Source organism: Blautia sp. AF19-10LB (genome assembly GCF_003461245.1).
Classification (GTDB): domain Bacteria; phylum Bacillota; class Clostridia; order Lachnospirales; family Lachnospiraceae; genus Blautia_A; species Blautia_A intestinihominis.
In genome coordinates this window covers 1,458-19,964 of the sequence record NZ_QTWS01000044.1, presented here as the reverse complement: position 1 = coordinate 19,964, position 18,507 = coordinate 1,458, and the positions used below count along the sequence as shown (strand labels likewise).

The 18,507-nt window shown below is 43.4% G+C and carries 17 protein-coding genes; all 17 read right to left on the bottom strand.

Annotation, left to right across the window (positions count from 1 at the left end):
* A partial coding sequence (locus tag DWX28_RS19730) for a hypothetical protein (protein WP_147342116.1) occupies positions 1 to 219 on the bottom strand: 219 nt, incomplete at its 3' end.
* Between the two features lie 19 nt (positions 220 to 238).
* On the bottom strand, positions 239 to 1,438 hold the full coding sequence (locus DWX28_RS17100; RefSeq protein ID WP_118254201.1) for an SPOR domain-containing protein: 1,200 nt from the start codon (positions 1,436 to 1,438) through the stop codon (positions 239 to 241).
* A 7-nt stretch (positions 1,439 to 1,445) separates the two neighbouring features.
* Entirely contained in the window at positions 1,446 to 3,245 is a 1,800-nt protein-coding gene (locus DWX28_RS17095; protein WP_118254199.1) for a M56 family metallopeptidase, read from the bottom strand.
* Positions 3,246 to 3,251: 6 nt separating this feature from the next.
* The gene (locus DWX28_RS17090) at positions 3,252 to 3,641 is read right to left on the bottom strand and encodes a BlaI/MecI/CopY family transcriptional regulator (RefSeq protein ID WP_022213900.1); all 390 of its coding nucleotides are present in this window, start codon (positions 3,639 to 3,641) and stop codon (positions 3,252 to 3,254) included.
* An 81-nt stretch (positions 3,642 to 3,722) separates the two neighbouring features.
* The gene (locus DWX28_RS17085; RefSeq protein ID WP_118254197.1) at positions 3,723 to 4,640 is read right to left on the bottom strand and encodes a hypothetical protein; all 918 of its coding nucleotides are present in this window, start codon (positions 4,638 to 4,640) and stop codon (positions 3,723 to 3,725) included.
* A 254-nt stretch (positions 4,641 to 4,894) separates the two neighbouring features.
* Complete coding sequence (gene proC, locus DWX28_RS17080) at positions 4,895 to 5,689, bottom strand: pyrroline-5-carboxylate reductase (RefSeq protein ID WP_118254194.1); 795 nt, start codon at positions 5,687 to 5,689, stop codon at positions 4,895 to 4,897.
* A gap of 271 nt (positions 5,690 to 5,960) precedes the next feature.
* Positions 5,961 to 6,521, bottom strand: coding sequence for a class IV adenylate cyclase (gene cyaB / locus DWX28_RS17075; RefSeq protein WP_022213897.1), 561 nt, complete (start codon positions 6,519 to 6,521; stop codon positions 5,961 to 5,963).
* A gap of 333 nt (positions 6,522 to 6,854) precedes the next feature.
* Positions 6,855 to 8,000, bottom strand: coding sequence for a lactaldehyde reductase (fucO, locus tag DWX28_RS17070; protein ID WP_022213896.1), 1,146 nt, complete (start codon positions 7,998 to 8,000; stop codon positions 6,855 to 6,857).
* A gap of 227 nt (positions 8,001 to 8,227) precedes the next feature.
* Complete coding sequence (locus DWX28_RS17065) at positions 8,228 to 8,815, bottom strand: TetR/AcrR family transcriptional regulator C-terminal domain-containing protein (RefSeq protein WP_118254192.1); 588 nt, start codon at positions 8,813 to 8,815, stop codon at positions 8,228 to 8,230.
* Entirely contained in the window at positions 8,785 to 10,575 is a 1,791-nt protein-coding gene (locus tag DWX28_RS17060; protein WP_118254190.1) for an aminopeptidase P family protein, read from the bottom strand. Before DWX28_RS17060 ends, DWX28_RS17065 begins: the two co-directional genes overlap by 31 nt.
* 1,011 nt (positions 10,576 to 11,586) lie before the next feature.
* Positions 11,587 to 12,066 carry a YhcH/YjgK/YiaL family protein gene (locus DWX28_RS17055; RefSeq protein ID WP_118254188.1) on the bottom strand — a complete coding sequence of 160 codons (480 nt, stop codon included), beginning with the start codon at positions 12,064 to 12,066 and terminating at the stop codon, positions 11,587 to 11,589.
* Positions 12,063 to 13,580 carry a tripartite tricarboxylate transporter permease gene (locus DWX28_RS17050; RefSeq protein ID WP_118254184.1) on the bottom strand — a complete coding sequence of 506 codons (1,518 nt, stop codon included), beginning with the start codon at positions 13,578 to 13,580 and terminating at the stop codon, positions 12,063 to 12,065. The genes DWX28_RS17055 and DWX28_RS17050 overlap by 4 nt, the downstream gene beginning before the upstream one ends.
* A gap of 12 nt (positions 13,581 to 13,592) precedes the next feature.
* Positions 13,593 to 14,063 carry a tripartite tricarboxylate transporter TctB family protein gene (locus DWX28_RS17045; protein WP_118254181.1) on the bottom strand — a complete coding sequence of 157 codons (471 nt, stop codon included), beginning with the start codon at positions 14,061 to 14,063 and terminating at the stop codon, positions 13,593 to 13,595.
* A gap of 60 nt (positions 14,064 to 14,123) precedes the next feature.
* Positions 14,124 to 15,101: a Bug family tripartite tricarboxylate transporter substrate binding protein gene (locus tag DWX28_RS17040; RefSeq protein ID WP_199611856.1), complete on the bottom strand. Its 978-nt coding sequence runs from the start codon at positions 15,099 to 15,101 to the stop codon at positions 14,124 to 14,126.
* Between the two features lie 18 nt (positions 15,102 to 15,119).
* Positions 15,120 to 16,040, bottom strand: coding sequence for a dihydrodipicolinate synthase family protein (locus tag DWX28_RS17035; protein WP_118254178.1), 921 nt, complete (start codon positions 16,038 to 16,040; stop codon positions 15,120 to 15,122).
* A 21-nt stretch (positions 16,041 to 16,061) separates the two neighbouring features.
* Positions 16,062 to 17,060 carry a sialidase family protein gene (locus DWX28_RS17030; RefSeq protein ID WP_118254203.1) on the bottom strand — a complete coding sequence of 333 codons (999 nt, stop codon included), beginning with the start codon at positions 17,058 to 17,060 and terminating at the stop codon, positions 16,062 to 16,064.
* Between the two features lie 110 nt (positions 17,061 to 17,170).
* Entirely contained in the window at positions 17,171 to 17,929 is a 759-nt protein-coding gene (locus tag DWX28_RS17025) for an IclR family transcriptional regulator (protein ID WP_118254177.1), read from the bottom strand.
* Between the last annotated feature and the right edge of the window lie 578 nt (positions 17,930 to 18,507).

Here is an 18,507-nt window from a genome sequence, read left to right as displayed (position 1 = left end):
ATCAATAATAACGTAAGTGGTCAAAATAAAGTCTTCAAAAGTTGCAATAATCGTGGTATTATTATTATGAAACTTCAACATGATGATGCCCACTTTCAAATTTGTATGTCCTACAAATAAGATAGCACATTTTGTTGAAGTTTCTTTATATTTTATTTTATCCTGAATTATTCCATAAAATAAGAGCGTTTTCCGATCTGATTTTCGAAAAACGCTCATTTATTTTATCTTTGTAATCTCATCCCTGGAAATCTCCGGAATACTTCACATAAGCATCTGCACAAAAACTCTGCGCGGAAGCCAATGCTGCATTTGCCTCGCTTTCGGACTGATATATACCTGCTGTGACTACATAAAATTTTTCTGGATTGAGGTTACTCCAGTCTGTTGTGACAAATACCTGTGCATCATAGCCGCTGCTTCTCATGCTTTGCGCATAAGCATCTGCATCCTCTTCGCTTTTGCCTCCATAACACCAGATTCCATAAAATGGAGTAGTGGCACTCTGCTGTGCAGGTTCATTTTGTCCTGCAATTGCATCCACATTATAAGGTGCAATTTCTCTTTCGAGTTCCAGCGTATCGGGATCAATCTCTGCTCCTGCAAGGAATATTCCATTCTCATCATATAATCCCATACTCACCAGCCAGCGACCTCCGGCTTCCCAATAAAAAGGCTCTCCGGCTTCGCAGCTTACGATAATCTCATCTGGAACTCCCAGAGATTTTTTTAATGCGGCAATCTGTTCTTCTGAGAACTGCGTATCTGCCTTTACTGTATAGTCATAAAATGGAATTTCTACAAGTGCCGATTCGAATTTATTCCATTCTTTTTCTGTGATGGTTTTTGTACTTTCGTTTTTATCTGGCTTCTCGACGCTATATGCATACTCCCGGTGATATTTCCCGTCGGCTCCCTGTACATCAAGACTCTGCCTGTGTATGGATATCCTCTGTTCTACAGTATCTTTTAACTGATAGATTTTATATTCTTTATGGTCAGCCAGGCGCATGTATACTACAAATACATTTTTATCTGGTATATAATACATCTCACCTTCTCCACCATTCTGCCAGTTTGTCATAGAACCATCTGACTTTACTTCACCGTCTTCATATCTATAAAACAGGTATCTGTATGCATTATCGCTGTCCATTCCCCGCACGATCAGTTCTTTCGTTTTGTCATTATTGATATCATAGGCAGCACACATTACCGTTCCCAGATCTTCTACATCTGAAAAATTTTCTCCGTTTTCCAGAAATTTCCGATATGCCTGCTCCTCTTCTGAATCACCAAGTTCCAGGTATTCATCACTGTCTGAACTTTCTACTGTCTGCTGAGATGCATCTGCTGCCCATACGCAATTTAAGGAAATGCCCGCTGTACATATTCCCATGACAGCTGCCATGAGCAAATATTTTTCTTTTGTTTTCATCGCTTACTCACTCCGTATAAGTATTCCCATTCTCATCGGTCCAGGTGCCGTCGCCATTGTCGGTATAGCCCACGCCATCAGAATCACAGTAATAATAATCACCGTTTGTGGTCTGTTTTACATCAACGCTTCCGCTGCTGCTCTGGAGTTCATGATGTTCCAGCTGATTTCCAAAGTTATAGTCTTCGTCATTCCAGGTCCTGTAGGAATTGCCGTATGCGTCTGCCCAGGTGCCGTCACCCTGATAACTGTAAATAAATCCAATTTCATCAGAATAGGTTCCGTCCCCATTGTCCTGGAGCACCCTTGCATCATTCTCATCTTCTCCCGGGGCTACGATGGATGCCACACCGGAAGCACTGCTGAATCCGCTGGTATATGGCACGCCTGCTGGCAAATGTGCGTAGTGGTCGATATTATCGGTGTTTTCACCAGTGTTCCCGGAGTCTGTGGAATCCGTATTGTCCTGCACGCTGTCTTCCGTTGAAGGACTTACAGAATCTGTCGTTGTCTCTGATCCTGTCACAGCCCCGGCAGTGCTCTCCATCCGATTACTGGCATTATCCTGCAAGTTCTCTGCCACGCCAGAAACGTCTTCTGCATTTCCTGCGCCAGCCTGTCCATCAGAAATCGCCGGAGCATTCTGCATATCCACCAGTTCCGAAAATGGGGCAAAATCTGGATACGGTATGTCATCATCTGCCGCTCCATCAGAATTACCCTGAGCCGATGTACCCGTCCCCACTGGAAGCGCTGAAACCGTGAATGCCAGGTTCCCACCAACAAGCATCAATGCCAGCAAAACACCCGGCAAAATTCCTCTCTTCAGCTTCCTGATACTCATCATATACAGAATCCTGTCTTTGAACACCATTCCACTGTCATTGAGACTTGCCGTCACATACGGAATCCTGTTTTCCATTGCAACCGTCCGAAGGAGCAGCTGTCGGTAAAGCCTGTGACCGCTCTGGTTCACCCGATGAATCACCGCAGTATCACACAGATTTTCAATATCCTTATCTGCCTCTTTCAACATGATAAGCAGAAATGGATTGAACCAGTAAATCGACGCACAGATCCGAAGAAGCATCTTGTACCAGAGATCTCCGTGGACATAATGTGTCAGCTCATGATAGAATACGAGTTTTCGCTCTTCCGCAGAATAACCGGTTGCCGGAAGATACAGTTTCGTATGAAAAAGCCCCGCAAGAAGCGGTGTAGTAAGACCTGCATTCTGTCTCAGTTCCGGCATCCTGCGGATCCGTTTGTCCCTGCACACTTCCCTGTACATCCGAAGACTTACCGGATCAGTGACCGGAAGGCTCATTCTTTCCAGATTTCTTATCGAAAGATGATACGCCAGAAATTCTCCTGCCAGTTTCAGCACCGCCACGATAAGCCAGACTGCTACAAAGATTCCTGTTGCCATTTCCATCCATTTACCAGTTTCATATACGGTATGGATCTTCTGTCTGGAAAAATCCTGATCCTGTACATTTCTTTTCTCCGGACGCATGGTTTCCTGCTGTGAAATATACTGTCCGTTTTCTGGTACAGTTGCAGAAATATCTTTTTCCTGCACAGAAATCCTGTCCGGACTGGATTTCTTCAGCTGCAGATCAACCAGCGAAATGCTGCCCGGAACCCGCACCGGAATAAGAAGGCTGACTGCCACAAACAGCCATATGAAATATTTCCATCTTGCGGAAACTCTGCCTTTGAGTGGAACCGTCAGCAGTTTTACCAGCAAAATAATGACCGCTGCAATAATATTCAGCTTCAGGATATGCAAAACCAATACTTCCACTGTCCGTTATTCCTCCCTGTCATCCAGCTCCTTAAGAAAATCGCTGAGATCCTGGATTTCTTCAGAACTGATCTTCTTGCCCTGATAAAGTGATGTCACAAATTTCTTAAGTGAATTTCCATAAAGTTTCTCAAGGACACTGCGGCTCTCGTGTGCCTGATAATCTGCCTGAGAAACCAGCGGTGTATACAGGTTCATCTTGCCCTGCCTGGTCACTTCTACGAAATTTTTGGCTTCCAGTCTGGTCAACAATGACAGGATCGTTGTCGGAGCAAGGTTTTTCTTCGTGTTGATCACCTTTTCGATCTCCGGTCTCGTCATTGGCGGAGTGCCATTCCACAGAACAAGCATAATGCCGAGTTCTGATTCCGGAAGCCTCTGATATGTTTTTTTCACTTCTTCGCCCCTCTCTGTCATCAATTTTCTACAAACGTAGGAATAACTTTATTGTATCACATCCTCCCTTAAATACAATCATTAATTCATCTCATTATAGCTGTTCCCGTTCTCATCACTCCAGGTTCCGTCGCCATTGTCTGTGAATCCTGTACCATTGTCATCACGGTAATAATAATCACCATTTGTAGTTTCAGTAACGGTCACACTGTTGCCGTCTGCATCCGTAAGGACATGCTGCTCCAGCTCTGCCCCCATGTAATGTGTATCATCATTCAGAGCCTGCCAGGTCTTTCCGTTTTCATCTGTAAAATAAACCTCATCATCAGTCGTATAGACGGTGCCGTCATCGCCGACATATTTGCTGCTGTAGTCTGAATAGATGGTTCTCTCTACAGAAACGGTGTTTCCCTCGCTGTCATACAGCGTCAGATCGGCTGTAGAAAGAATATCAGAATCTTTACTGCTGTCTGAAGAATCAGAACTGCCGGAACCGGAATTGCCTCCTGTTGTATCTGTTGAAGAAGAACCTCCATCCGTATTCTTGTCAGAAGATGTGGAACTGCTGTCTTTCGATGATCCGTTATCAGAAGATCCGCCTTTGCCATCCTTCCCTGTCAACGTAGGATTTCCCGGATAGGAAATAGATTCCACCATTTTTCTCACTTCCCCAATATCATCTGCATCTCTGGCATATCCTACCGCCATATACAGGCTGTTCCCTTCTGAAAAAATCGTCTGATAGCATGCTTCATAGGTATCATTACATTTCGCAACTCCGATTTTGGCATCGTCCAGGGCATATTTGTAAATGTTCACATAATCGCTTCCGTTCGTGAAACTTGCATATGCTCCTTCCGTGTGAGCATCCTCCCAATCCGAATTCACCGGCTGCGGATAAAAATCTCCGTTTCCCGCCGCCATAACGCTTCCTGCTGAAAAAATACTCAATGTTGCTGCTGCCATAAGTGCCATGATTTTTGCTTTTCTTGTTTTCATAATGGATGCTCCCTTTTCTGTGTTTATTTTCTACTTTTGTAGAAGTTGATTGTATTCTACATCTGTAGAATGTATGTGTCAATCCTTTTTTCTACAATTGTAGAAATATTTTCAACAACCATCGCAGCAGCGATATATCATCTATGTACAGTAAAAAAAATCCACTGTAACATCCTCCGCTCACAGTAAAAACAACTGCCGGATTCTGCTACAGTGGAAAAATCACACACCTGATATTTTATTTTTCTGAAAGATCACATTCCCTTTGCTTTCTTCACGCACTCTGTCTGTGCCTCGATCACTGCACTGCGGAAGCCTTTTTCTTCGAGAACACGGACTGCCTGGATCGTGGTTCCTGCCGGGGAGCAGACCATATCTTTGAGTTCTCCCGGATGTTTGCCGGTCTCCTGCATCAGTTTCGCACTTCCGAGTACGGACTGTGCGGCGAATTTGTATGCCTGTGCTCTCGGCATTCCATCTGCAACTGCTGCATCTGCCATTGCCTCAAGGAACATGAACACATACGCCGGAGAGCTGCCTGAAACGCCTACGACGGCGTCCATCAGATGCTCCGGGATCACCTCTGTCTTGCCGAAGGTGTCGCAGAGTTTTACAGCAAGTGCAGTTTCTTCTTCTGTGATCAGTTCATTGACACAGAGGGCTGTCATTCCCTCTCCGACCATCGCCGGAGTGTTTGGCATGGTACGGATGACTTTTGTATTTTCGCCAAGGCGCTCACCAAGCCACTGCAGAGTCTTGCCCGGCGCGATAGAAATAAAAATCTGTCCAGCCTTTACACTGCCCCTGATCTCATCCAGAACGCCCTCCAGAAACTGCGGCTTCACTGCCAGAAAAACAACATCCGCAAAATCCACCACCTGCGCGTTGTTAGCTGCCTTCCGGATGCCAAGTTCCTTCTCGATCTTCTCGCGGGTCTTGTCTGACTTCGCAGAAGCGATCATATCTGATGCTTCCACCTCTCCACTTTTCAGAATTCCCTTTAACATGGCTGTCGCCATATTTCCACAGCCGATAAAACCAATTTTCATGATAATCTTCCTCCTTGTGTGAAAACATAGTTAAGTTGCTCTGTCGCTTTACAAAATTACAGCGGCATTTTCTTTATCATACCTGTTTTCACACCAAAAGTAAAATACTAAATTTCTCTCATTTCTCGTCGGTCTCAATCACACACTGATATTTCCTGCTTTTCTTGTCATAGCTGATTCCCACCAACAAAATATTTCCTGTATACTGCCGGATAGATGCAGGATATTTTTTGTCTATAAAAAAAGTGTCAAGAAATTATTACTTGACATTTTATTTTTTCTTCTTTTTCAGAAACATAGACAGATAGGAGGTTCTCGTCGTATCCTGCATGGAATAGCCAAGCGTATGCAAGATCTGTTCCAGCTGATCGAGAGCCGCTTCCCGTTTCTCCTCCTCATCGACGATGATCTCCAGTTCCAGATAATCTCCCAGGTTCGTGACAGCATCCACGCAGGCAGTGATATTATCCCTGTGATAATACTGCCGAAGCTTCTCCACCACCGGAACCGGCCGGAAACCAATCCTCTCCAATATCTCCCGACAAACCGCCCCATCCCCCACTGATGTCTCCAACTCCTGCCTTGTCATAGAAGTATTATCAAGTTTTGCACCCTTATACGTAATCACAGCCGACCTCTCCCCCGTTCCCCGATTCTCTACACACCTCACCCGAAGTGCCTCATCCAACCCCACAAAATCATGATGCTCCGCCATATAATAAGTATCAGATTCCATAACAAACTTCCCCTTACAAAACCCAATCTCTGCCAGAGTTTCCTCTATACATTCCTTATCACTTATCCTTAATTTAATCTCAACTTCTATGCTCATAACTACTTACACTCCCACTATTTTTCTTCTAATATAGCACAATACATCCAACATGAACACCTCCCCCTTCCAACACCTGATCCATCCCCCATAGTATGGCATACTTCAGAAAAACCCTGCCCATAAGAACATCAAGCCTCAAAGTATCACATAAAAAAAGAGGAATCCTTCACACGAAAACCTCCCCACCTGAAACACCAGGAGAAATTTTCAAAGGATTCCCCACACAACAAAATTCTCGTCAAACACCCAGCCCAGGGTGTGCAGAGGGACTGGCGAAGTCCCTCTGCGGTTTTGCAATACCCCTTTGCGGTTTCATACGATTTTTCTAAATCACATGATCTTTCTAAACAGATCCTTCAGATCCTCCACACTCGCATCCTTCGGGTTACCCGGTGCACAAGCATCCGCATGTGCAGATTCAGCGAGGAACTGCAGATCTTCCTCTTTAATAGCCTCCAGCTTGGTCGGAATTCCCACATCAACAGAAAGCTTTCTAACCGCATCAATAGCAGCCTTTCTATATTCCTCCTGAGTCATAGAATCCACATCCTTCACACCCATTGCACGAGCGATCTCACGATACTTCTCTCCAGTGCATTCCTGGTTATATTCCATTACGATCGGAAGCATCATAGCGCATGCAACACCATGCGGAGTATCATAAACAGCACCCAGTGTATGAGCCATGGAATGTGCGATTCCAAGACCTACATTTGAGAATCCCATACCTGCGATATACTGTCCAAGAGCCATTCCCTCACGACCTTCTTTGGTATTTTCAACAGCTCCGCGAAGAGATTTGGAGATCAGTTCAATCGCTTTGAGATGAAACATATCTGTCATTTCCCATGCAGCTTTTGTGGTATATCCTTCGATTGCATGAGTCAGGGCATCCATACCTGTAGAAGCGGTCAGTCCCTTAGGCATTGAAGACATCATTTCCGGGTCAACAACTGCGATGATCGGCATGTCATGCGGGTCAACACATACAAATTTACGTTTCTTTTCTACATCTGTGATAACGTAGTTGATGGTAACTTCTGCTGCTGTTCCTGCTGTTGTCGGAACTGCAATGATCGGTACGCAAGGTTTCTTTGTCGGTGCTGTACCCTCCAGGCTTCTTACATCCTCAAATTCCGGGTTTGCGATGATGATACCGATTGCTTTTGCAGTATCCATGGAAGAACCACCACCGATTGCAATGATATAATCTGCACCGGATTTTTTGAATGCAGCTACACCATTCTGGACGTTCTGGATGGTCGGGTTTGCTTTGATATCAGAATAAATTTCGTATTCCAGGCCCTCTTTTTCAAGGACATCTGTTACCTTGCTTGTTACGTTAAATTTGATCAGATCCGGGTCAGAGCATACAAATGCTTTTTTGAATGCATGTGCTTTTGCTTCGTTTGCGATCTCTGCAATTGCACCTGCTCCGTGATAAGATGTTCCGTTTAAGTTAATTCTATTTGCCATGATAATTACATCCCTTTCTGCGTCGCTCACGCCTTAACTTTGTTATTATCTTAACAATAGTTTTATAAAAAAGAAAGTTACAGAATCCAACAAGTGTAACGTTTTCTGTAACTTTCGTGATTTGTTCTAAATTTATGCATTCATATTCAGTAAAAATAACCAGATATGTCTTTCCTGTTTATGGAAACATTTCTGTAACGCCTGTATTTCCAACATTTTTGAAGTTGTCAGTTCAGGATCTCAAGCCTCACAAAAATCTCTGCAAGCTTCTCCGGCATCCCATCTACAATGATAGATGCCAGTTCTTCCGGGGTACATGTCACCCCTCCTGTCACCCATTTGACAGTCATATAAATAGAGCTTTGGCAGTACATTTTCAGCAGATAATGGACGTTTTCGCCCGGTACTTTGCCAGTTTTTTCACGAATTAAATTTTCGTAAAACTGTAAGATCAGTTCGAAATCATGCTGTCTGAGGGAATTCTGTTCGTCATAACGAAACGCTGCCGCAAAAAATGTCTGCTCTTCCTGAATATAAGTAAACTTCTTGACCAGAGCATCATAGACCGTCTTTCCACGTCCCATATGTTCAAAAGATTTCGTAAGAAGTTTGTCAAAATACCAGTTGATCAGGTCGTATTTGTCCAGAAAATTCCTGTAAAAAGTCTGTCTCGTAAGCTCACATTTCTCTGTGATCTGCTTCACTGTGATGTTCTCTACAGGAGTTGTCTGCATACATTCTTTCATGGCCCGTGCCAGCCGGTATTTGGTTTTTTCACCCTTTGTCAGATCTCTCTGGTTGCCTGTTTCAGCCATTCTTTTTCTTCCTCATCTAAGTATGGTGATATGGTCGTATATACTTTCTGATGGTAATCATTCAGAAGTTTCCGCTCACGTTCTGTCATCTCTTCCGGGTTGATTCCCTCCAGATCAAATGGGACCATTGTCAGTGGTTCGAAGCACATAAACTGCCCGAAAGATGTCTTTTCTGCCTTTTTGCAGAGGACAAGATTTTCGTGGCGGATCCCGAATTCATTTTCTAGATAATAGCCAGGTTCGTCGGAGGTGATCATTCCTTCCTCAAGCACCGGTGCCGGATTTCCCGGAAGGTTTTTCCAACGGAAGCTGTTCGGTCCTTCGTGAACATTCAGAAGATAGCCTACCCCGTGTCCTGTGCCGTGGTTATAATCTTCACCCAGTTCCCAGAGCGGTCCTCTGGCAAGATAATCGAGGTTTAAACCTGTGCATCCGTACTTGAATTTCGCCGCTGCCAGGTTCAGATTTCCACGCAGAACTGCGGTAAAAAATTTCTTTTCTTTGGCTGTGACAGGTCCAAGAACAATGGTTCTTGTGATATCTGTTGTTCCTTCCAGATAATGTCCGCCGGTATCTGCAAGCACCATTCCCCTGGCCTCAAGCGGGATGTCTGTTGCTTCTGTCGCGCTGTAATGTACGATCGCAGCATGCGTTCCATATGCAATGATCGGATCAAAACTTTCCCCCAGAAAATGCTCCTGTTCGCTGCGGAACTGGTATAATTTCTCCGCTGTGCTCAGTTCTGTAATGGTAGTTCTGGTGACATTTTTCTTGAGCCAATGGATGAATTTAGTTACTGCGACACCGTCCTTAATATGTGCAATTCTCTCGTTTTCCATCTCTGTTTCGTTCTTGACTGCCTTCGGAAGAAGAGTCAGATTTGGCTCATCCAGAATCGTCACTTCAGATGGAATATTACTTACGAGACGGCTGTTGACATTCGCCCTGGAGAGCAGAACTTTCTTATCTGAAGAGATGCTCTGAACATAAGAATAGACATCATCGTATGGGTAAATTTTTACCCCATCTGCTTCCAGATTACTGCGGATCTCTTCTGAAAAAGCTGCTGCATTTGCGTATAATCTCAATTCATTCTCCATCATTACAAGGTAAGAAAGAACCACCGGACAGCAATGGATATCGTTACCGCGGATGTTCAAAAGCCAGGCGATATCATCGAGGGATGTGAGGATAAAAGTGTCGGCTTCTTTTGCTTTCATCTGCTCACGGATCTCTGCGATCTTATCTGCTCTGGACTTGCCGGTCCATCGGATATCCAGTTCCATGACCGGCTCACAGGAAAGAACCGGACGGTCTTCCCAGATCTCGCCGATCAGGTCATCGTTTACAGAAAATGTGATATGTTTTTTCTGCAGAAGTTCCTGCAATTCTTCCGCTTCCCTCGCACTTACAGTACGGCCGTCGAAGCCAAGACACATGCCTTCTTCTAATTTATCGTTCAGAAACTGATGCACGGTCGGAACCCCTGGCTCGCCGGATTTGAACAGTTCTATTGTCGTATCACGGAGCTGATCCGCTGCCTGGATAAAATAACGACCATCGGTCCACAGGCCTGCCATGTCCTGTGTGATAATGGCAGTTCCTGCGGAGCCGGTGAAGCCGGTGATATATTTCCTGCATTTGAAGTAGTCACCTACGTATTCCGATCCATGGAAATCATCTGTTGCTACCAGATAGGCGTCTATCTTTTTTTCTTTCATAAGAATGCGAAGGGCGTTTAATTTTTGTTTTATAGTCATTTTTTTCTATGCCTCCCTCATAACATGGGGTGTAAATTTTATAAATTTACTTTAAACAGGATATATATATTTGTCAAGAGAGGAAGGGTACTTCCCTTGGACCCGTTAATTTGCATTGACCTTTCTTGTCAGGGCGGGATGCCCTGGGGGGATTTTTTTATATTGGGATATATGAAAACCGCGAAGGGACTTGCCAGTCCCCTCGCCACCCCTGGGCTGGGTGTTTGACGGAAATTTTGTCTTATGTAGTGCCCTTTGAAAAATTCTCCTGGTGTATCAGGTCGGAAGATCTTTGTATAAATGATATCGCAGTATATAAAAATAACAGGATTCTTCTCTTTCGCATGGAGAAGATATCCTGTTATTTTATCATACTATTGGTGAGTTGATTTGTATTAGTATAACTCTAAGCTAGTGTACTGTATCATTGACATTTCGCTAAATAACTTGCCTGTTTTCCCATCGAACTGCGTTGACTTCGCCCAACGATGCCACCGCATCGCCTCGTTCAGTCGCCTTGTCGATGAAAAAACATTCTACATTATTTAACTGAAAGTCAATGAGACAGCACACTAGGCCATCCATTTTAAAACTCTTCATTGGTCAGAATCTAAAATACTATCTTCCAAGCCAACCATCTCAAGAGCATTTATTGACTTTAATCTGGCTTGCTCATTCTACAGTCATCCATTTTTCCAAAATTCTGTGGTCTTTCAAATAAATTACTTCTTACAGAGTCATTCCAGCACCCAATTTTCGTTGGTTTCCAGACGACTTACTTCCCACGTAGTCATTCTCATTCCCAATCTTCGTTGGTTTCCAGACGACTTACTCCTCACGTAGTCATCCCAACACCCCCGCGCCTTTCACGCCAGCGAAACAGCCCTAACAGTTAGCGTCAGCCCGTTCTGTCTTGATGCACCAGGCGTGGCCAAGTAGGGGGTGTCTGAGGGGGAGCTTCGGCCTTCGCAACTTCGAGATGCTCCCCCTCAGGGTTTTATATTTGCCAAATTATTGACGGGCCGCTGGGCAATTCCCAGCAATTATTTTGAACACAATCTTCCGAACCTTCTGCTTCTGGTGATTTTTTATGCACGGCATATGTGCATCCTGTGGTGCATAATATCCGAAGGTTCCTTCTGTAAGGACATGGAAGCCATGGTCTTCTGCTTTCTTGTAAAACAGAATATCCTGCGTAGGTGTTTTGTCTTCTTCTACTTCGAGTTCATCTGTGAAGTCGATATAAATTCTTTCCTCTCCTTCTTCCATAAACTGAAGATCTGCATATTTTTTATGTGCTTCCATTCTGGCATTTTCTTTGTCTTTTGTCTCATAAGTCTGTACCAGTGCAAACAGATTGTTGCCATCCAGTTCATAACGGCCTTCGGGCAGATGCTCTTTTTTATCTTTTTCAATAAAATGTTTTATCTGTTCTGCATAATCGGCAAATTCTTTGTATCTGTCAAGATTTTCTATCTTATCAAAAATCATGCCTCTGTCTCCTGTTTTGCTTTGTCTTTACCTAAGAGTTTTCTTACAGCTGGTCCAAGCACCGGTGACAGAAGGGAAATTGCTGCCAGTGCAAGGAATACTGCACAGATTGGGTGTGTCAGGAAAATAGAGAATTTTCCATCGCTCATGGTAAGAGCGCCTCTGAAGTTTGTCTCAGCCAGTGAGCCAAGGATGATACCGATTACGATCGCAGACATAGAGAATTCTGTCTTGTTCATAAAGTATCCGAGGAAGCCACAGAATACCATTACAAACACATCGTTCATGGAATTGTTATAAGCATATGCACCGACAAATGTAAGTGTAAAGATGATAGGGATCAGGATTTCTTTTGGAATATTTACAACTTTAACAAATACACGAATCAGTGAAAAGCCCATAAGACCCATAACTATATTGGCCAGAAGCAGTCCGATAAAGATTGCATATACAGAACTTGCCTGCTCTTTGAAAAGCAGAGGTCCCGGCTGCATTCCCTGAACCATCAGTGCTCCAAGCATAATGGCAGTTGCGCCATCTCCAGGAATACCAAGAGTCAGCATTGGAATCATCGCACCACCGGATACAGAGTTATTTCCGGCCTCTGGGGCCACGATACCTTCCGGTTCACCATTACCGAAATTATCTTTGTATTTTGACCATCTCTTTGCCTGGTCATAAGATACGAAAGATGCGATATCTCCACCTGTTCCAGGAACACAGCCAATGAATGTTCCGATAATAGAAGAACGAAGTAATGTAATAAATACTCTCTTCAGGTCTTCCCAAGTCGGAAATACTCTGGTAAGTTTTACATCTGTTTTTACATATTTTTCTTTGTAACAGTCTTCTACACTCTGAAGAACCTGTGAAAACGCAAACAGTCCAATCAGAATCGGAACAAAGGAAATACCTCCCAGAAGATATGTAGATCCAAATGAAAATCGTACAGATCCACTGAGGTTGTCAATTCCAATGGTCGCAATAAACAGTCCAATGAATCCGCCCAGAAGTCCTTTTAATATAGAACCCGAAGAAACACTGGTAATGATGCTGAGTCCAAATACCGCAAGTGCAAAGTATTCCGGTTTGGAAAATTTCAATGCCACTGATGCAAGCATTGGAGAAAAGATGATCAGACAGATTGCACTGAAAACTCCACCAAAGGTAGAACCAAAAGTAGATAATCCAAGAGCTCTTCCTGGCTGTTTCAACTTGGTAGCCATCGGGTATCCATCCAGTGTCGTTGCCACCGATGCCGGAGTACCCGGTGTTTTGAGCAGAATTGCTGAAATAGATCCACCGTAAATTGCCCCACAGTAGATGCCAAGAAGCATCAGGATTCCTCCAACTCCCTGAAATGCAAATGTAAGGGGAAACAGAAGGGCGATTCCCATGTTTACAGAAAGTCCAGGCATTGCTCCGATCAGAATACCTGCACCGGTTCCAAAAATAAGGCCGGCCAGATTGCCTATTGTAAATACGTTGCCAAGTGCTGTTAAGATGTCAGACATTCTTCTTTCTCCTTATCTCATAAATATCGGTGCCGGCAGAGTAATGTTCAGCAGCATACCAAACAGAACATAAATCGCCGCCAATGTGATCACTGTTGTCAGTACAATCTTCTTTACACTTCGAACTTCCAGTAAATACATTACTGCCGGAATGAACAGCAGTGCACCTACATAAAATCCGAGAAAATAAAGGATCAGACAAAAAAGAATGATGATTCCGAAAAGGATATAAACTCTTATATTTGCCGGTGTTGCAATTGTAAATGCTTTTGCTTCAAGTTTTTCTTTGTTTTTGATTGTTGAGAACAACAGACATACAGAAAAAACAATGATCAGAACACCCAGCATCATCGGCCAGAAACCTGCTCCCGGATCACCCTCACCAAGCTTTATCTTCAGTGACGAAGCCAATGCCACGATACCGACACCGATCAAAAGCATGATCACAGAAATTATATAATTTGCTTTTTTCATGTTTCCCATTTTTTTGCCTCCTATGATGCGGACAGAGGGTGCATTCCCCCTGTCTGCATACCTGCCTGTTTACTCAGTCTCAATGTCCTTCAACAGATCTTCATACATTGCATAGTCATCTTCCATCATCTTCTGGCAGTCATCACCAATGATGCACTGTGGATCGATACCCTGTTTTTCGAAGTATTCTTTGAACTCATCGCTTTCACAGGTTGTCTTTGCTGCATCTCTCAGCTGTGTAAGGATCTCTTCTGGTGTATCTTTTGGTGCTACAAGGCTTGCCCATGCACGAATTACCATATCATGTCCCATTTCTTTAAATGTCGGAACATCCGGATAAATACTGGAACGTTCTTCAGACATAATACCAAGAATCTTCATTTCGCCTGCATCTACCTGTGATTTGTAGCTGGAAGGATCTGCGATCGTTGCATCGATATGTCCACCAGTCAATGCAGCTGCAATATCTGCGGAACCATTCGGATACGGAATGTGTTTCAGCTCTACATCGAATTCTTTTTCGAAGCTTACTGCTGCTACATGCCAGATTGCACCCATACCAGAGTTTCCAACCTGAACTTTACCAGGATTTTCTTTGCAGTATGCTACAAAATCATCAACTGAATCATATGGTGCATCAGCAGGTACGATCAGTGCTGCCGGTGCTGCGATCGGTGCACAGATTGCTGCGTAATCTTCCGGTGTTACCTGACATTTATCCTGCCATGGGAACATAGCCAGCTCAACCGTTACCATTCCAAGTGTATATCCGTCTGCTTTTGCTGCGGAAGTTTCTACCATACCTGTTACTCCGCCGCCGTCCGGTTTATTGGTTGCCACAAAATTAGCTCCCTCCAGGTTTTCTTTCATATACTGGATAAGCCCTCTGGCTGCGGTATCTGTTCCGCCTCCTGCTGCTTTCGGAATGATAACAGAAATGTCTTTACTTGGATATTTATCAGATCCTCCTGCACTTCCACATCCTGTCATTGTAGTTACTGCCATTGCACCTGCAAGTACCAGTGCTGCCATTTTTTTACACTCCATAATTTTTTCCTCCCTTGATTATCCCAATATCTTTTGTTCTACATATTTTGTAAGTTTACTCAGATCTTTTACTTCTTCTTTAAAGGTCTCTGTCAGTCCTGCTTTATCCTTGGTTCTACTGTTCAGTGTTACATGAAGCCCTTCGATTTCAGAAAGATGATACTTTGCATTTACCGGATAATACTGGCGCTCTATCAGGGATGCAATTGTCAGGAAATCGGAAACTTCCTTTGCCTTTTCTTCTTTATAATGGTCACAGAGCCATGTATAAAGTTGAGGATGAAAATTGTCCATAACTCCACAGAAACCTGCCGCACCTTCTCTCATGGATTCAAGTAAAGTTGTTGTATTAGCGTTATACAGTTTCAGATTAGAACCTTCAATAACTTTCAGTTTCTCCCTGATCTGTTCAATATCACAACAGGTATCTTTCAGAAAATAAAATCTTCCTGTAGATGCACACCAGGAAATTGTTTCCGGTGTAAGTAATCTTTTATATGGATACGGACATTCATAAAATCCAAGCGGAACATTCGGATCTATATTATCCAGAATCTTTTTGCAGTTCTCAATCCATACAGAATCATCTTCATCTTCTTTTGCCAGACGGTTGGTGATCAAAATTACTGCATCCACCCCTGTTTTTGCAATTTCATTAAGCTCTGTGATCTGGTCTTCAATCTTGTCTGATACATGACCTGATGCAATGACCGGAACACGACCTGCCGCAAACTCCACAGTTTTTGCTGCATATTTTATTCTCTCTTCAAGAGACAGATAAAACATTTCACTTGACTGGCATACTGCAAACATTCCTGACACACCATTTTTGATGTACCAGTCTACCAGTTCCTTTAATCCCTCATAATCAACTTCATTGTTCTCTGTAAACGGAGTAAGCATGACTGGCCATGATCCTCCGGGAAAACGATTCTCCATTTTTCTTTCCTCTCTTTCCTTTTATTTTTTTATTTTCCAAAAGGCTATGTTCTTCCTTTTGTATGTATAAGTGATATATAAAAAATCTTCATCCTGAATAATAGCCGGGTAAGCAAACTCCCCTTCGCCAGTACTCAGATCTCTGATTTTTTTCCATGTTTGTCCATTATCTCCTGAAACTGCCAGAGAAATCGGCGTTCGTTCTCCCCAATTTATTCCAACAGGATTATATACAAGAAACAGTTTTCCATCTTCAGAAGGAACCATATCAATTCCACTGTTGTTATTTGGAAGTTCTGTAGCATACGCATCCGTCCAGGTATCTCCATTATCACCAGAATCGCTTCTGTAAATTTTGCCTTCCGTACTTCTAAGAAGCATGTGTACCTGACCAGGAGCACTTTCCCACAATGTAGGCTGGATTACTCCTCTTCCGTAAAAGGACTGCTCACTTACCGGAATAGCACTGTCGTCTTTTTCGACAGTTCTTTCACCGGCTTTATACTCCAGCTGCCGGATTTCAACTTCTTCTGATTTATTCCAGGACACTCCATCATCATCTGAACGATCCACAAAAGCTTTCCAGATTCCCTGTTCCGTTGATCCCGGTGCAAGAATTCTTCCATTTTCCAGACGGACAGGCTTGTTTCTTACAGGACCTCTGCCGCCCTGATCCTCCTGAACCAGCTCTTTTTCTTCTCCAAAAGTTTCTCCGTTATCTTCTGAAATCCGATACATGGTCCGCCATTTGCTGATCTCATTACCAACTTTGTAGAAAAGAATAATTTTACTCTCATTGATCCGAAACAGAACCGGATTCCAGTGAGCTTCATCAGACTGTGCCAGAATCTGCGGAGCATCAAAATATTCTTCATTCCCTCTTGTGATCCAGATTGCCACATCGCCATTGCCTTCCTTTGTTCCACCAAACCAAGCTACGAGAAATCTATCCGGGCCTGTTTTCAACAAGGTAGATGCATGGCACATATCCGTCGGGCATCTCTCCATTATCAGTTTCATTACTTCCTCCTCTTTTATGTTCTGTATTTCAGAACAATGTTCTGTTGTATGGACATTTTTTTGTGAACGTGAATAAATCACGTCCACATTTTTAAATGCATTTTTTCCTCTCATGAAAGACGATTCTCGATTTTTGCTACATATTTCTTGATCAGCAGAGCCCATTCCTGGATCTGACGATCTGTAAAATGAACAGCAAGACCACTGACGCTGATCGCAGCATACAATTTATGTGTTTTGTCAAAAATTGGCATTGCCACACATTTTACCCCAAATTCATGTTCCATATCATCAATGGCATAACCTCTCTGCCTTGTAGCCTCCAGCTCTGCCTTCAACTGAACGGGATCTGAAATCGTATGATCTGTATAAACAGTCAGTTTCTTCTGCAGATAAGCACTGATTTCTTCCTCCGAAAGATTGGCCAGCATAGCCTTACCGATTCCGGTACAATGCATCTCTGCCCTCTCTCCCAGAATGGAACGCATCAGATTCACAGACTCAGCTGGATAAGTAGCCTCCAGATATACAACCTCACCTTCATGTGGTATGGCAAGATATACTCTCTCATTTGTGATATTTGCCAGCTCCTGCATATATGGCATTGCAATCTTGATAATGGAAAATGTCTCTTCCATCGCTCTGCTCAATGCAAATACCTGCATTCCCAGTTTATACCGCTCTGTCTCTTCATCCTTTTCCAGATAATCCATTGCCTTTAATGTCGTCAGAATATCATATACATTACTCTTGTACAGGCCAAGGCGATCACTGATCTCTGTAACACCCCAGGTTGGTTTCACCAGAAAACAATTCAGAACATCCAGTGCTTTTTTTAATGATTTAACCTTTATCTCATCCTGAGCCATTGACGTTCCCCTTACATGTTGTTCTGTATTTCAGAACTTTGTTATAAATTATTTTGTAATTAAAGAATAGCACATTTATTGTATAATAACAATTGGATAAAATCCATATATTTTTTCAGGATTTTTTATGCATAATTTCCAAATAGGACTGCCCTTGGACCCGTCAATTTATATTGACATTTTTATCATGGAAGTTTCCCTGAGACCTTTTGTTATATTTGGGGATATAAGAAAACCGCGAAGGGACGTCGCCCGTCCCCTCGCCACCCCTGGGCTGGGTGTTTGACGGAAATTTGGTCTTATGTAGTGCCCTTTGAAAAATTCTCCTGGTGCATCAAATCGGAAGATTTTCGTATAATATAAGCGCAGACTTGCACGGTTGCCCCATGAGTCTGCGCTTATTTATATTGTTGGTTTTTCTGTATGGTTCAAATTTGCACCTGAAACTAACCAATCCTACGTATTCTATTATTCTACATGCTTCCGCAATATCCCATACTACGGGCCCGTCGACACCACGCCTTCGGCGTGCTCGCGGGAACTACAGCTTCCGCCAAGGCAAGTTGCCGCGCCTTTCG

Bases quoted from the DNA above. Each gene is read 5' to 3' on its own strand.
- DWX28_RS17100 (WP_118254201.1), bottom strand. From the start codon at position 1,438: ATGAAAACAAAAGAAAAATATTTGCTCATGGCAGCTGTCATGGGAATA.
- DWX28_RS17040 (WP_199611856.1), bottom strand. From the start codon at position 15,101: ATGGAGTGTAAAAAAATGGCAGCACTGGTACTTGCAGGTGCAATGGCA.
- DWX28_RS17050 (WP_118254184.1), bottom strand. From the start codon at position 13,580: ATGTCTGACATCTTAACAGCACTTGGCAACGTATTTACAATAGGCAAT.
- DWX28_RS17035 (WP_118254178.1), bottom strand. From the start codon at position 16,040: ATGGAGAATCGTTTTCCCGGAGGATCATGGCCAGTCATGCTTACTCCG.
- fucO (WP_022213896.1), bottom strand. From the start codon at position 8,000: ATGGCAAATAGAATTAACTTAAACGGAACATCTTATCACGGAGCAGGT.
- DWX28_RS17065 (WP_118254192.1), bottom strand. From the start codon at position 8,815: ATGGCTGAAACAGGCAACCAGAGAGATCTGACAAAGGGTGAAAAAACC.
- DWX28_RS17045 (WP_118254181.1), bottom strand. From the start codon at position 14,063: ATGGGAAACATGAAAAAAGCAAATTATATAATTTCTGTGATCATGCTT.
- DWX28_RS17030 (WP_118254203.1), bottom strand. From the start codon at position 17,060: ATGAAACTGATAATGGAGAGATGCCCGACGGATATGTGCCATGCATCT.
- proC (WP_118254194.1), bottom strand. From the start codon at position 5,689: ATGAAAATTGGTTTTATCGGCTGTGGAAATATGGCGACAGCCATGTTA.
- DWX28_RS17085 (WP_118254197.1), bottom strand. From the start codon at position 4,640: ATGAAAACAAGAAAAGCAAAAATCATGGCACTTATGGCAGCAGCAACA.
- DWX28_RS17025 (WP_118254177.1), bottom strand. From the start codon at position 17,929: ATGGCTCAGGATGAGATAAAGGTTAAATCATTAAAAAAAGCACTGGAT.
- DWX28_RS17060 (WP_118254190.1), bottom strand. From the start codon at position 10,575: ATGACTATAAAACAAAAATTAAACGCCCTTCGCATTCTTATGAAAGAA.
- cyaB (WP_022213897.1), bottom strand. From the start codon at position 6,521: ATGAGCATAGAAGTTGAGATTAAATTAAGGATAAGTGATAAGGAATGT.
- DWX28_RS17055 (WP_118254188.1), bottom strand. From the start codon at position 12,066: ATGATTTTTGATAAGATAGAAAATCTTGACAGATACAAAGAATTTGCC.